Source organism: Dyadobacter sp. BE31 (genome assembly GCF_031457695.1).
Lineage (GTDB): Bacteria > Bacteroidota > Bacteroidia > Cytophagales > Spirosomataceae > Dyadobacter.
On sequence record NZ_JAVDXA010000001.1, the window covers coordinates 652,217 to 667,522 of the forward strand.

The window sequence follows — 15,306 nt, forward strand, 5'->3', positions numbered from 1 at the left end:
AATGCTCATTTGAACTTGAAGGCTACGTTAACACCGTAATTGCGGGTTGCAGGCAAGCTTGTACCTTCGATACCGGAGTATTTCAGGTTGGCGCCGAAAGTAGCTTCCGGGTCGATGTTGTTGGTTTTCTTCATGAAGTAGAACAGGTTCCGTGAAACCAGCGAGATGTTTACCGCGCGGATCAGAGGCCATTTTTCCAACATCTTAGCAGGCAGGTTATAACCCAACGTAACCTGGCGCAATTTGATGAAGTCTCCATCCAGGACGCTGATCGCGGTTACGTTGTTAGCGAGCGCGGTATAGTAATCCTGCGCGGTTGCAGTAACGGTATTAGCCGCACCGCTTTCTGTTACGCCGGTAGTGATACCCCCTTCGCGTCCCACCAGGGTTTCCTTCGCCAAACCACGACGGTATGCGTAGTTCTCAGTTGCAGAAAGGATTTTATTACCAAAGTTGTAATCGATCAGGAACGACAGGCTCAGGTCACCAAAACGGAGATCGTTATTGAGACCACCGTAAAGGGTTGGCAGCACAGTTCCGTAGTTTTTGAGCTCGCCACGAACCGGCAATCCAGACGCATCTACGACAATCTGTCCGTTGGAAGCATATTTATAATCATATGCCCGAATCTGCGGCCCAGCCTGCCCCACCACGAATGCCGTAATCGCATTACCCAGGGTGGCGCGGTTTTGGCCGAGTGAAATCGGATTGTTGTCAGCGTCTGTTTCGAGGATTTTGTTTTTAACCGAAGTCAGGTTGAAAGATGCGTTCCACTCGAATTTCGAAGATCTTACAGGCGTACCTGTCAACATCAATTCCAGACCACGGTTTTGAACTGAACCTGTACCTACCACACCGCTCACGTAACCGGTAGCGCTGCTGTAATTGGCAGGCATGATTTCGTTTTTGGTTTTCTGGCTGTAATACGACGCATCCAAACCAAGACGGTTTCCGAAGAATTTCAATTCAAGACCTACTTCAACTTCATCCTTGGTAAATGGTTTCAGGAAAAGGTTAGGTAATGCATCGCTGAAATTACCGGTTGCCACTCCATTGAATGCGTTTCCAACACCGTAGTAAATAGCCGTACCATAAGCGGTAGTAGGCTCACCACTTGTCTTGGCGTAAGAAGCACGCACTTTACCAAAGCTCAGGCTCGATACGTTCATCAAATCGGTGAAGATGAATGAACCTGTAACCGAAGGTGTAAAAATGCTTCTGTTTGCGCTCGGCAGGGTCGAGTACACATCGTAACGGCCGGTAGTGCTCAGATTAAGGATGCCTTTGTAGCCCAGATCCACGCTATAATAGGCCGATTGTACCTCGGTGTTCGCAACCTCGTAGTTACGGTTGAAATTCACCACGTTGTTCCAGCTGTACAGGTAAGGCAATACAAACGGGCTACCGCCGATACTCAGTTTCTCATACTGATTCTTACGTATGTTTCCTCCCACGATCGCATCCAGGGACAAGTCACTGAAGGTTTTGTTGACGCCGATCAAACCGTCAAAGTTCAACTCGGTACGCTGTGCATTGGACAATTCATCCAAACCACCTTTCGCACCATTCGAGTAGGCGGTTCCCCAAGGCGTAACCTTGAAAATACGGTCGTTGGCATTGTCGTAACCCATACGGGCCTGCGCGTAGATCCAGTCTGCGAACTGGTACTTGGTCGCTACGGCTGAAATTATTCTTTTGCGGGAAACGTCGTTTACAAACTGGTTGACCACGAAATAAGGGTTCGTCACGTATTCATCATCCGAGAACACGATTTCCTTACCGGTTGTTGGGTTGTAACCAGGCGAGAGAATGCGCTGATCAATGTTCGTAGCCAGAAACATTCCGTTGTTAGCATTCATAGGGCCATCGCTGAGAATCGGTTTACCTGTAATCTTCTCATTGATATAATTGGCCATTACATTCACGCTCAGCCTTTTGGTAATGTTCTGATCAGCCGTAAGGTTGACTGTCCTTCTTACCATACCGCTGTTTTCGATAATCGACTTGTTATCCAGATTGGCAAGCGACAATCTGAAAGACCCATTGTCTCCGCCCTTAGTTACCGAAACACTATTGGTGAAGTTGCTGCCGTTACGATAGAAATGCTTCACATTGTCTTTCTGCGCCGAGTACTTGTAAGTTTTACCGTCGAACTGAACTATATCGGAACCGTCGAGTTTCCCGCCCCAGCTCATACGTGCGGTTTGCTGTGCCAATGCGGTCGTGGTAGGTTTCTGACCGCCGATTCCCTGTCCGTATTCGTATTGGAAGTCGGTCATGTCGCGCGGCGCGTCAAGAGAGTAGTTCAGGTTGTAGTCCACTGAAAAATCGCCCTTTTTGCCCGCTTTGGTTTTCACGAGGATAACCCCGTTGGAAGCACGCGCACCATAAAGACCCGATGCAGCCTGACCTTTCAACACAGTCATGGACTCGATATCGTCGGGGTTAAGGTTACCCAAACCGTCGCCACCATCGGCACCACCCCATTCACCGGCACTTCCGCGCTGCGTGTTGTCCATAGGCACCCCGTTGATAACGATCAGCGGCGATCCGCCCGAGTTCATGCTGGGCATACCACGCATGAGGATCTTCGCTGTACCTCCAGGGCCACCGCTGGTTCCTTTTACGTTCAAACCAGCCACACGCCCGGCCAACGAGTTACCGATGTTGGTCTCTCTCGCTTTGGTCATCACATCGCCGCCGATTGTGCTCACAGCGTAGCCAAGCTTACGCGCCTCTTTGGAAATGCCGAGGGCGGTCACGACCACTTCTTCGAGGTTCGCCACGTCGGGAACCATTTTGATATCCACTGTGCTTCGACTTCCAACTGTCAATTCCTGCTTCAAATAGCCGATAGAGCTAAATACCAGGACGTCGGCGTCTTTCACTCCAGCCAACGAAAAGTTACCGTCCGCATCTGCGTTGGTACCCCGCGTTGTTCCCTTCACCGTTACTGAGACACCAGGGAGGCCCTGGTCTTTTTCATCGATGACTTTACCAGTAACAGTCCGTTCCTGAGCAAAGGAGGTCAACGATGCAAAAAGCAGAAATAGCCCTAGGGGGATAATCCCTTTCCCCAGGACCATGCGTAGCTTTTCTTTCATAGGTCGAAAAATTAGTAAATTTTAAATAGGTTAAATTTGGTAAATACCGAATTTTAGCGAAGCCAAAATCCGTTCTGAGCAAATATCATAAAATAAATTATAATTAAATAATTTTAAAAACGATTTGTATTTACCTTATTTTTTTAATATTTCTTTAATAAGTTATGAAATGCATTTTACAAATGACTGCCTTCTACTCCGTTAGGTTTAGGGGTGCGCACACACAGTCGATTAATGCAATTCGCCCTCGTTTTATTTCTAAAACATCACAAAAAATGCCCGAAAAGCGCCAAAAAGGGCCTTCCGGGCAGCAGAATATTTTAATGAAAAATTAATTACTTGTGCCTTTCGATCTATAACTGATCAGGGGCGCATTATTAATCGCACCTACTAAATACTTCGTGCCCCCGGCTTGGAAAACAGCCAAAGCCCGCACGTCGCCCTGTACATAAAAGCCCGTCCTATGCTGGGGTAAAAGACTGAACTTCAACGCACCTTTATTGGAAAATACCTGTAAAAGACTGGCGTCGTTTTTACCCATCCTCACTCGGGTCTGCCGGGTATTGCCCCCCAAAACAACATCTGGTTTGCCATCCCCATCCATGTCATGTACGGCAATGGCATACACCGGCGCAAACTGAGCCTCAACAGGCAATGCGTGAAACACGAATTTCCCGTTCGCGTTCTCCAACATCCCCGTCCGGTACTCATTGACAGTGAACTGCTTAGCATCCTTCAATTTTTCAGCGGGGAGCATCTCCGGCAATGTCGCTTTGGAATAGCTGACGTAGTCGGTGTACTTCTTTTTTAATGAGGGTATCTGATCGAGCAGTTCGTCGCGGCTGGCATAAGGGTACTGCTTGCCATTCTCGGTCACTGCCACAACCGGCACAATCCTGTTAAGATTATCAAAATCAGCCGCATAGAGTACTAACCCGTTCGGAGAAGTGATATTCCATTGCCAATTTCCGCCCATATTTCCCACGACGAAATCCGTATCTCCATCACCATCGAGGTCGGCAGGCCGGATCACATTCCAGCAGCCATGTAAATGGGCAGTTCCCCACTTTTCACCCGCATCGATCAATTTTCCTTTACTATTGTCAAAAATCCGCACAGGCATCCAGTCCGCTGTTAGCAGCAGCTCCGGAAAACCATCTTTTTCAAGATCTTCAAATACCGCATCGGTCACCATTCCGGCCTGTCTGAGTCCAGGGGCGAGTTCGGCGGTCTGATCTGAAAATCCGGCTTTACCATTATTAACCATCAGTACACCTCCCGTACTCTCCGGAAAACGACCCGGTGTAACGCGTGAACCAAGGAAAATGTCGAGGTCTCCATCTGCATCAATATCAGCCACAGCAACCGAAGACGCATTAGCTCCCACAGCCGGAAACGATGCTTTTTTAAAGCCGCCTTTTTCATTCAGGTATAACCTCGGCAGCAGCAGCGGGTCGCCGGCATTGAGCTCGTAGCCGGCGCTGGTAACCATTAAATCCTGGTCCCCATCACCATCCGCATCGAAAAACACGGCATCGGCATCCTCGAATGCAGCATCGGCTTCAAATACAGGTTGTCCGGACTTGCGGAAGGTGCCGTTGCTGCTCAAAAACAACGCCCCCGCCTGGCCGCGCGCACCGGCGATGTAAAAGTCGTCGACACCGTCGCCATTGATATCCTTCTGCGCCATATGCGGCCCCTGGTAGGTGAGCATGGTCGGCAGCAATGTCTGTATCCGAAAATCGTTGCGCGGATCCTCCGTGTGCGTGAAGTCTATCAGCGCGGTCGGCTCCCACAATGCCGGCAAAGCGGCCGGACTATCGTCTCCCTTGCGCGCATCCGCGTAGTGAAGGGTTACCTCTTTCCCACTCACGCCTTTTAACACTTGCCGGCTGCCGTCCGCCCAGGTTACGCTCAGCGAGTCAATGCGTGAATTACCGCCCAGGCCGAAATGCAGCGCGTCCCATTGGGCCGACTGAAACCCGCGCACGGGAATGAAATTTTGCGTTTGGGTAATGGAATCGCCGTATACCGTCACTTTCGCTCCCGCCAGATGGGCATACTTTGGAGAGTCCAGTCTAACGCGGAGCGAGGCATTACCCGCCCGCATTTGCTCGGCATTGTTGCGGTAAATGAATGCCTTTTGGCTGACGTTGCTCGTCACCAGGTCCAGGTCTCCATCATTATCAAGGTCTGCGTAAATCGCCCCGTTCGACTGGTTATTTTTCTCAAATCCCCATTCCTTGGTCCTTTTCGCGAACGTGAGGTTTTTCTGGTTCTGGAAAATATAATCCGGCTCGTTGATCGGCGGCATCTGGGCGATTATCTCCATTTGTTTCGGTGCATCGCTTCCCCGATTGCTCTGTACCTGCTTATCGGCCGAGTATTTGAGGAACTCCATGTTGGTATAATCCCGCGCATAGCCGTTTGAAATGAAAATATCCTTCCACCCATCGTTGTCGAAATCCGCCATTAATGCAGCCCAGCTCCAATCGGTGTTCGAAACACCTGCCAGCTGTCCTATTTCACTGAAAACGGGGACGCCATTCTGGTTCACACCGTTGTTGAGTTGCAACATATTGCGCATGCTCTGGTCGTGGAAACCTGCCCGGAGCAATTGCTGGTATTTGTCATAGTTGTCGTCGCCCGAAGTGAGTTTAATGCGCTCGTTGCTCGCCGGCAGCATATCCAGTGTTAGGACGTCCATCAGGCCATCGTTGTTAATGTCGGCGGCATCGGTACCCATCGAGAAAAGCGACACATGCCCCATCGACTCGCGGATTACCTCTTTAAACTTGCCGTTCTTTTCATTCAGGTAGAGGTAGTCGTTCTCATTGTAGTCGTTGGCGATATAGAGATCCTGCCAGCCGTCATTGTTGAAATCATTGACATTCACCCCTAACCCAAAGCTCAGCACATTGGAAACGATCCCTGCCGAATCGGTAACATTCGTAAAACGGCCGCTATCGTTCCGCAGGAGCTTGTTGCCGTAGGCTTCATTACGCTGCTGACGGTAGTTGGCCAGTAAGTTGCTGAACCCCGCATATTCCTGCAATGAGTGATTAAGCAAAAAACAATCGGTATCGCCGTCGCGGTCGTAGTCGAAAAACACGGCTTGCGTGGTGTAGGAAGCGTCATTCAGTCCGTATTCGGCTGCTTTTTCGGTGAAAGTCGGGATCCCGTCGGCGGTTTTGCCATTGTTGACGTAAAGCAGCTTCGTGCGTAAGCGCGGGTCGGCTGCGCCTGCGCGGCACACGAAAATATCCAGCCATCCGTCGTCATTGATATCCACCAGCGACACCCCCGTTTTCCATCCCTCGTTCAGCCCCGTTCCCGATTTCTCCGAAACGTCCTCGAATTCCATATCGCCCCGGTTGAGGTACAATTTGTTGGCCACCATATTGCCGGTGAAATACAGATCGATCAGCCCGTCGTTGTTAAAGTCCGCCGCCGCTACACCCCCGCCGTTGTAGAAATAGCCATATCGCAGCACATTGTTCTCTTCGTCCTCATCGATATAGTTGTTAAAATCGACACCCGTTTTGCCCGAATCGAGCAAAGTAAATAGGGTATTATCTTGTTTACAGCCCGAAATGAGGATTAGCAGCAGTAGAATTTTTCGCATGGATGGAACGGGATAATGCTTTGCTAAAGATATGAAATACGGTATTGCAAAAAGGCAGACGCGGGGTCTGCCTTTTTGCTTTTAATAAAGATATTTTACTCCAAAAAACTCCGGATCACGGTTTATCCCACCACAGGCGGGTGCTGGACTTATCTTCGCCTCCGAGTTTCCCGATGGCCGCATTCGCCGCCGTCGCATTTGCCTGAAATTCGCCGATCACGAAAGGCGTCCTTCTCACAACCGCATCCTTCGGTGAGTCCGGGTTGTCGGAATTAATGCGAGCGTACAACTTCGGATAACCTGTACGACGGTATTCGGCCCAAGCCTCGTGGCCGTTCGGATAATTCGCCAGCCATTTCTGCGTGATGATCTGCTCCAACTGTTTCGCCGGATCCGCAGAGAATTTAACCGGAATATCCGACAGTGCAGGCGTCTTCACCATGTCATTCAGTGCGACCGGCGTGGTGGTTCCATTGGTGTAGGCTGTAATCACCGCGGCATCTGCGATGCCCCATTGTTTAAATGCAGTTTCAATCCCCTTTTCATAGAATTCCTTGGCAGTACCACCCATGTTCCATCCCTTCAATGCGCCTTCCGCCCGGAGGAAATAAGCCTCCGAAGCATACATGATCGCGAATGGGTTGGTCGCCTGAACAGCCGGCAAGAATTGGTCGGCTACGTTGGAGGTTGCATTCGCATTGTTTTCAGGAGCGCCCAACTCACCCTGCGTATATCCATTCCTCAGACCTTTGAAATTGTTTACAGTTCCCGGTACCGGCGCATAGTATTTACTGATACGCGGATCGACATAACCTTTCAGTACACTTTCCATGGCCGCACTCATCCGGAACTCATTCCAGGCGGTAGCCTGGTTCATCGGGTTAAATGAGTTGGCCGTCACTTTCAGAAATGCATCGTCTGCATTGGTCGAAAGTACGCCGCCTGCCACAGCCGCTTCGGCTTCCGTTTTAGCGAGCGCAGGCTCTACTTTCGACATACGCATTGCTACGCGCAGCCGAAGGGTATTCCCAAACAGAATCCATTTATCAACGCTTCCGCCGTAAATCTGATCGTTGTTGCCGAATACGTTGGTTCCTTTAAAAGCTTGCAGCGACGCCGTAGATGCAGCCAGTGTTTTGACAAAGTCCTTGTAAATGGCCTCTTGCGTATCGTATTCTACACTAGCTTCTCCATTCCCCACCTGGCTGTAAGGGATCGGGCCCCAATAGTCGGTGCGCGGAAGGTACATATACACTTTCCAGATACTGGCGATCGCGTACATGGCCGCGTTTTCGTTCGGTCCTCCGGGTTTGGTATTCTCCAACACGCCGAGCAATGGCGGGATGGCCGTTCCATAGAAGCCATTCCAGGCGCCGTTCAGCCAGTTACCTACCATCACATTACGATCGGACGAGAAGTTTTGCGCGATGTTCGCGAAATACTGCCCTTGCAAGTCGGCGAACAAACTCTGGAATGTCTGCCAGCTTGCCTGGATCGACCGGTATTGGGCCGCTGCGAAGGCGTTACCGATCGCAGAACCGTCCAGGGCCGTCAGTTTTGTTTTGTTGGTATTGATCTCATCGAAGTTGTCCGTACAGGAGTAGGTACTCCCCGCCAATGCGGTGATCAAAGCCAGCGATAGTATTTTATATCTCCGTTTCATTTGTATCAGAATTTTAGCAATTAGAAGGATAAGTTAAGATTCAAACCCAGCGAACGGGTGGTCGGCATAGAGAAGGACTCCAAACCAACAGTGGTATTCCCAGACCCGGCAACCAATTCAGGATCAAAACCTTTTGCCTTATTCATGATGAAAAACAGGTTACGTCCCACGAGCGACAGCGACACATTCTGGAATGGCGATTTGCCGATCAATTTCTGTGGCAGGCTGTAACCCAAGGTCAGCTCGCGCAGCCTGATGTTGGACGCGCTATAAGTGAATACCTCACCAATTGGCGTATTACGGCCTCCTACGAATTTCCAGTAAGCCTCAGCAGTGGTCGAAACCGTGTTTTTGCTTCCGTCTTCCTGCACACCGTCCACCACCATTCCGTCACGACCAGCCAGCGTTTCTTCTGTCACACCATCGGCATAGATGACCGCATTGGTGAAAGATGTCACCACACCGCCGATACGTCCGCTGACCAGGAAGCTCAGATTAATGCCTTTGTAAGAGAAACGGTTAGTAACACCACCTGTCCAGGTCGGGCGTGATGTACCCAAAGGCACAGTGGTACCAGATGTTACGAGCGGGATACCATTTTTACCCACTTTAATGCGTCCCTGATCATCGCGTTGGAAACCACGGCTGTAAATCTGACCCAACGCCTTGCCTTCTTCTGCACGCATGAAGTTCATGAAGTCATTAGCGAGCGGCAACGTCTGAAGATTAGGCGCCAGCGTGATCACCTTGTTGATGTTTCTTGCATAGTTGAAATCCAGGTTCCAGGTAAAGGACGAAGCTTTCACAGGTACCAAATTCACAGTCAGCTCGATACCTTTATTATTAACATTACCCGCATTAATATACTGGAAGCTCCATCCCGATGCTGGTGGAATCGATACACGGAACAGCTGGTTTTTGGAATTACTGTTATACAATGTCAGGTCAAATCCGATACGGTTTTGCAGGAACTTCGCCTCCAAACCGACTTCCTGCGCGTTGGTCAGCTCAGGTTTCAGATCCGGGAACGGCTTTGTGTCGTCGCGGATAATGTACCCGTTCGCACCACCCGCGATGTAGGAGTAGGTCTGCGTCAGCAGGTAAGGCGACGCGTCGTTACCGGTTTGTGCAATGCTACCCCGGATTTTCATGAAAGAAATCGCCTGCGGCATGTTGAACAGGCTCGAAAGCACTGCCGATGCACCTACTGATGGGAAGAAGTACGATTGGTTCGCCTTAGGCAATGTCGAAGACCAGTCGTTACGTGCCGATGCAGAAAGCGTCAACGCATCTTTCCAGATAAAGTCCGCCTGCGCGAATACGCCTTGTTTACGCGTCTGCGTTACCGTGCGGTTGGTAACAGAGTTTCTTGCATTGGTTGTTACAAACAGGTTGTCACGGTTCAAGCCATTGTTCAAAGTCTGGTGGTTGAGGTAATCGCGTTTCAGCACGTTACCTCCTATTGTCGCATCAATCTTAAAATCTTCTCCGATTTGCTTATTAATCAATGCAAACAAGTCCAGGTTCAGCTCACTGTTGTCGCGCCAGTTGGTTTGGTAGTCCCCGAAATCGGCAATGGTGTAAGTATTGGTATACCATTTACCTTCAAACTTATCAATGTACTTATCATATCCTGCACGTCCCATGACAGTCAACCAGGGCATGAATTTGTAGCTCAACTGGGTAAATCCGTAAATACGGTCACGCGTATCGTCCGCCAAAACCCGGTTTTTGATCCAGTACGGGTTCTGGCCGCCGTTTGAGCCGGGATTCCAGTAGTTTTGCAGCAATTTACCCGACGATGGGTCCACATACTCATAATCCTGAGCCTGTTCCAGGGAAATGCTTCTTGGTAAACGCAGGATATGGCGTTGCAGGTTGGCAAATGCCTCACCGGTTTGCTGCCTGTTTTCGATGTTTTCGTTCAGGTAAGTGATTTTTCCGTCGAAGCTCAGCTTGCTGGTAACCTGGCTGGAAAGGCGCAGGTTGAAGTTATGGCGATCCAATTTGTTGTTTGATACAACGCCTTTCGCATGCGTGTTGGTGTAGGAGAAGTAGGTTTGTACCTTTTCATTACCCGCCGTTAGCGAAACCGAGTTGGCCAGTGAAGTACCCGTCGAGTAGAAATCCTTATAAGAATTAGGGTTCGGGGAATATGCGTAAGTTTTGCCTTTGTTCGCAGGATCTGGCCCCCAGGCTGCTACTTGCTGACCATCCATTTTAGGCCCCCAGCTAAATTCGCTGTTCGGAAAGAACTTGCCTTCTACACCTTGTCCGTATACGTTTTGAAAATTCTGCATTTCCATGGCCTTCTCGACCTGGAAGGTGCTGTTGATGTTCACACCGATTCCTTTTCTCACCGCACCTTTCTTGGTGGTGATCAACAATGCTCCGTTTGCCGCGCGGCTACCGTACAGCGCCGTCGCAGACGCACCTCTCAATACGTTGATTGATTCGATGTCGTCGGGGTTAATGCTCGAAAGCCCGTCACTGGCGTCGCGGCCACCATTGGCAGTCGTAGGGCTGAAATTGGAGTTATCGATCGGCACCCCGTCTACGACGATCAATGCCTGGTTGTTACCAGTAATAGAGCGATCACCGCGTAACACTACCCGGCTTGAACCGCCCACACCGGACGACGACCGCACAATATCCAACCCCGCCACGCGACCGGACAGGGAATTCGCTACATTCAATTCCCTCGCTTTCGAAAAGTTGTCGGTATTGATCATCTGGGTAGCGTAGCTGAGCGTTTTCTGCTCCTTGGTGATACCCAGCGCGGTAACTACTACTTCTCCGAGGTTACGGACATCAGCGTCCATAGACACCGTAATACTCGTCATACTCTCCGATACCGCCACTTCCTTGGATGTGTAGCCCACGGAAGAAATAATGAGTGTCGCCGCTCCATTGATATTCAAACTGAAATTTCCGTCTGCATCCGTATTTGTTCCCCTCGTGGTCCCTTTGACCAGGACATTGGCTCCGGGGAGACCGACGCCATTCTCATCATTCACTTTCCCGGTGACCTGTCGGTCCTGGGCGTGCGATGTGTTAACTAATAGTACTACCGACAGAAATGTCAGCAGCACGAACTGTAAAGTTTTGCGCATAGGTAAGTTGGGTTTATTTTGGAATTCCAAGAAATTTAAATCTATTCACACAAATAAGCAACTTATTCTACCTTTTTTAATTGCACTAAACTAATATTTCGGATAAACGGCTTTTAAAAGCATATAAAATGCACATTTTACACAATTTTGAAATATTATTTGTCGAAAGCACAATTATCTAACGGCACAAGATTTGGTTGCGTGCTCGAAACACAATTGCATATTCGGCATTTTTATTTTTTTGCAGATAATGTTAGAAACCCAATCACTTGTCGACAAAAAAGAGAATTGCGACGACAAAAAAGTACTACACACCGATGGTAACGTCGGCCGTCAACTAGTATAAAAGCAAGATAGCGGATAAGCGCCTACTCGTACTTCCGCCACGCGCCGAGGATAGCGCCCGTGAGTGCGTATACGATCACGCTCACGCCGCCGTTGATCAGCGAGAGCGCCAGCGCGCGCATCGAAAACATGTCCTTAACGATCGTTTCGAACAACACGAAGACGATACCAAACAGCAATCCGATGAGAAAACCCATGACGAGGGATTTGACGGGGACTTTGGTGAATACCCAGGCCATGGTGTAGGCCATGAAGGAAGTGGAGACAATGCTGGCAAGATAAGGGATCGGGCTGGTGGCTGACTTAATCTGCTCCATGGTGAAGCCATTCAAAGCCATCCATTGTTCTGAAAATGTGCTGTACCACAACGCTGGTACTATCTGACCTATCACTACGCATACTAGCACGGCCCAAAGATTGACAGATTGTTTTCTCATTGTATTGAGTGTTTTATTCAGTCATCGAAAGGAACTCCCCGGCCCAAATATAAGAGGTTTCAGATATAATTGTGCTTTTTATCCATCGGATATGACAAATTCGATATTTCGCTTTAAACCGGCGTATTTGGCTCTTTTTACGGGTGATCGGCGGAATATTTCGCGAAATATTTCCTCCGTAATCTCCTGCCAGTCGCCATTTGAAAAACCGGCAAGCTCCTGCGGTAAATTGAACTGCGGGGTCGTGTGCGGGCGAGCGAAGCGGTTCCACGGACAAACGTCCTGGCAAACATCGCAGCCGAATATCCAGTTATTGAATTTCCCCCGCACTTCTTCCGGTATGGCGTCCTTTAACTCTATGGTGTAATAGCTGATGCATTTGCTGCCGTCCACTACAAACGGGCCGGTAATGGCGTCCGTCGGACAAGCGTCGATGCATTTGGTGCAGGTGCCGCAGTAGTCGCCGGTTGCGCTGTCGGGCGCGAGGTCGAGGTCGCAAATGATCTCCCCGATGAAGAAAAAACTGCCCATTTCGCGATTGAGCAGGTTGGAATGCTTGCCGATCCACCCCAGTCCGCTTTTCGCAGCCCAAACCTTGTCCATTACCGGTGCCGAGTCGACGAAAATACGACCGTTCACTTCACCTACTTCCTCCTGAATGGCCGTGAGCAGCGCACCAAGCTTCTCCTTTAAGACATAATGGTAATCGGTACCGTAGGCGTACTTGGAAAGTTTGAGGTCGTCGTCGCCTTCCGGGAGGCGTTCTTCGGGATAATAATTTAATAACACGGAGATAACACTCTTCGCACCCTCTACCAGTTTGGTGGGATCGAGGCGTTTATCGAAGTGGTTGGCCATGTAGGCCATGGCGCCGTGGTGATTGAGCGAAAGCCATTTTTCGAGGCGCGGGGCTTCGCTTTCGAGGAATTCCGCCTTAGAGATACCACAAAAATCAAAGCCGTTTTCAAGTGCTTTCGCCTTGATAAACCTGCTTCGCTCCTGCCTTACGATATCTGCTGCCGTCATATTGCAAAGTTACAAATTGATTGTAAAATGCCATCTTGTCAGTAATTTAGCCCTGGCAAAGTAATTTAGGAGAAGAATGGCTGTTGCAAAAGTCACGTAACCGCGAAGAATTATGCCGGAAAATACAGAATTCAACATAGATCAAGACAAAAATTACGAAATGAACGAGGATAAAGCTTCATTGGAAACTGACAATCTGGTAAACGAAGAAAATTCCGAAATTTCTAACAATGTGCCGTTAGATAATGCAGGCCAGGAGATTACGGGAGAAGCACCTGCTGCTGACCCGCTGACCGCTGCAAAAGCTGAAATCGCCGAGCTGAAAGACAAATACCTGCGCCTTTACGCAGATTTTGAAAACTTTCGCCGCCGCACAGCCAAGGAAAAGCTGGAAATGATCTCCGGAGCAAGTGCCGACATGGTAAAGCTCATCCTTCCGATTGTCGACGATTTCGAACGCGCCAAGGTTTCTTTTGATTCTTCTACCGATACCGAAGCATTGAAAGAAGGTGTAGACCTGATTTACAACAAACTTTATAAAGCCCTCGAATCCAAAGGCCTGAAAGCCATGGAATCCAAGGGCACCGACTTCGACGCTGAAATCCACGAATCCATCGCGCAGTTCCCTGCACCGTCGGAAGACCTGAAAGGCAAGGTGATCGATGAAATTGAAAAAGGATATTATCTGAACGACAAGGTCATTCGTTACGCCAAAGTAATCGTAGGCGCCTAATGCTCTCAACCTTCCTTACAGGATACATCAGTAATTAAAAATGGCAAAGAAAAGAGATTATTACGAAGTCCTTGGCGTGGATCGTGGCGCCTCCGCGGATGATATTAAAAAGGCTTACCGCAAGCTCGCGATCAAGTTCCACCCAGACAAGAACCCTGACGATCCTACGGCGGAGGACAAGTTCAAAGAAGCAGCGGAGGCATACAGCATACTCAGCGACGAGAACAAGCGTCAACGCTACGACCAGTTCGGGCACGCCGGTGTAGGTGGTGCTTCAGGCGGCGGAGCAGGCGGCTTCGGCGGCGGTTTCTCCATGGACGATATTTTCTCGCAATTCGGGGATATTTTCGGGGATAGCAGCCCGTTCGGTGATATTTTCGGCCGCCAGGGCGGAAATGGCCGCAGGGTACGTAAAGGCTCCGATCTTCGGATCAAGCTGAAACTGAACCTTGAAGAGGTGGCAAACGGGGTTGAGAAGAAAATTAAAGTAAAAAGACACGTTACCTGTAATACCTGCGGCGGCAACGGTGCTAAAAACGGCACCTCCCTCACCAACTGTAACGGTTGTAACGGAACAGGCCAGGTGCGCAAAGTAGTGAGCACCATGCTTGGTCAGATGGTTTCAACCACCACCTGTCCTACCTGTAATGGCGATGGCAAGATCATCAGCGAACGCTGCGACTCCTGCGCAGGCGAAGGCCGCTTGCTGCAAGACGACCTGATTACCCTCAACATTCCGGGCGGTGTGGCCGAAGGCATGCAACTCTCGATGTCGGGCAAAGGAAACGTTCCCGCACGCGGAGGCGTTGCAGGTGACCTGCTGATCGTCATCGAAGAAGAGGAGGATGCATTGCTCAAAAGAGACGGTAACAACGTGGTATTTGATATGCATTTGAGCTTTATCGATGCGGCGCTCGGCACATCGGTTGAAATACCGACCATCGACGGCAAAGCCCGCATTAACATCGAATCAGGAACACAGGCAGGCAAGATATTACGCCTCAAAGGCAAGGGCATCAAAGACCTGAATGGCTATGGAAAAGGCGACCAGCTCGTACATATCAATGTATGGACACCTCAGCAGCTGACCTCCGACGAGCGCTCGACCCTCGAATCGCTCCGTCACTCGCCGAACTTCCAGCCGAAGCCCGGCAAGAACGAGAAAGGCTTTTTTGATAAAATGAAAGATTTCTTCCATTGATCATGCCTGTTCAATAAATATTCCAAAAGAGCTGCTCCATCGCCGGAGCGGCTCTTTTT

8 protein-coding genes are annotated in these 15,306 nt (G+C 49.8%); 2 read left to right on the top strand and 6 right to left on the bottom strand.

Annotated features, from left to right (window positions below; genetic code table 11):
• Positions 1-5 precede the first annotated feature (5 nt).
• The 6 genes from J2Y43_RS02850 to queG all read right to left on the bottom strand — a co-directional run bounded on the left by J2Y43_RS02850 (position 6) and on the right by queG (position 13,313).
• Positions 6-3,104 (bottom strand): SusC/RagA family TonB-linked outer membrane protein, encoded by a 3,099-nt coding sequence (locus tag J2Y43_RS02850; protein WP_309981350.1) that lies wholly within the window; start codon positions 3,102-3,104, stop codon positions 6-8.
• A gap of 331 nt (positions 3,105-3,435) precedes the next feature.
• Positions 3,436-6,729: a VCBS repeat-containing protein gene (locus tag J2Y43_RS02855; RefSeq protein WP_309981349.1), complete on the bottom strand. Its 3,294-nt coding sequence runs from the start codon at positions 6,727-6,729 to the stop codon at positions 3,436-3,438.
• A gap of 115 nt (positions 6,730-6,844) precedes the next feature.
• Positions 6,845-8,392 carry a SusD/RagB family nutrient-binding outer membrane lipoprotein gene (locus tag J2Y43_RS02860; protein ID WP_309981348.1) on the bottom strand — a complete coding sequence of 516 codons (1,548 nt, stop codon included), beginning with the start codon at positions 8,390-8,392 and terminating at the stop codon, positions 6,845-6,847.
• A 20-nt stretch (positions 8,393-8,412) separates the two neighbouring features.
• Complete coding sequence (locus tag J2Y43_RS02865) at positions 8,413-11,505, bottom strand: SusC/RagA family TonB-linked outer membrane protein (RefSeq protein WP_309981347.1); 3,093 nt, start codon at positions 11,503-11,505, stop codon at positions 8,413-8,415.
• 368 nt (positions 11,506-11,873) lie between these two features.
• Positions 11,874-12,287 (bottom strand): DUF1761 domain-containing protein, encoded by a 414-nt coding sequence (locus J2Y43_RS02870; RefSeq protein WP_106596045.1) that lies wholly within the window; start codon positions 12,285-12,287, stop codon positions 11,874-11,876.
• Between the two features lie 78 nt (positions 12,288-12,365).
• The gene (gene queG / locus J2Y43_RS02875; RefSeq protein WP_309981346.1) at positions 12,366-13,313 is read right to left on the bottom strand and encodes a tRNA epoxyqueuosine(34) reductase QueG; all 948 of its coding nucleotides are present in this window, start codon (positions 13,311-13,313) and stop codon (positions 12,366-12,368) included.
• Between the two features lie 160 nt (positions 13,314-13,473).
• Here queG and J2Y43_RS02880 point away from each other — a divergent pair, with 160 nt between their 5' ends.
• On the top strand, positions 13,474-14,046 hold the full coding sequence (locus J2Y43_RS02880; RefSeq protein ID WP_409014399.1) for a nucleotide exchange factor GrpE: 573 nt from the start codon (positions 13,474-13,476) through the stop codon (positions 14,044-14,046).
• Positions 14,047-14,086: 40 nt separating this feature from the next.
• Positions 14,087-15,247, top strand: coding sequence for a molecular chaperone DnaJ (dnaJ, locus tag J2Y43_RS02885; protein WP_223401260.1), 1,161 nt, complete (start codon positions 14,087-14,089; stop codon positions 15,245-15,247).
• Positions 15,248-15,306: the final 59 nt, after the last annotated feature.

Coding starts and splice junctions, on each gene's coding strand:
- queG (WP_309981346.1), bottom strand. CDS start 13,313: ATGACGGCAGCAGATATCGTAAGGCAGGAGCGAAGCAGGTTTATCAAG.
- J2Y43_RS02860 (WP_309981348.1), bottom strand. CDS start 8,392: ATGAAACGGAGATATAAAATACTATCGCTGGCTTTGATCACCGCATTG.
- J2Y43_RS02855 (WP_309981349.1), bottom strand. CDS start 6,729: ATGCGAAAAATTCTACTGCTGCTAATCCTCATTTCGGGCTGTAAACAA.
- J2Y43_RS02880 (WP_409014399.1), top strand. CDS start 13,474: ATGAACGAGGATAAAGCTTCATTGGAAACTGACAATCTGGTAAACGAA.
- J2Y43_RS02870 (WP_106596045.1), bottom strand. CDS start 12,287: ATGAGAAAACAATCTGTCAATCTTTGGGCCGTGCTAGTATGCGTAGTG.
- dnaJ (WP_223401260.1), top strand. CDS start 14,087: ATGGCAAAGAAAAGAGATTATTACGAAGTCCTTGGCGTGGATCGTGGC.
- J2Y43_RS02850 (WP_309981350.1), bottom strand. CDS start 3,104: ATGAAAGAAAAGCTACGCATGGTCCTGGGGAAAGGGATTATCCCCCTA.
- J2Y43_RS02865 (WP_309981347.1), bottom strand. CDS start 11,505: ATGCGCAAAACTTTACAGTTCGTGCTGCTGACATTTCTGTCGGTAGTA.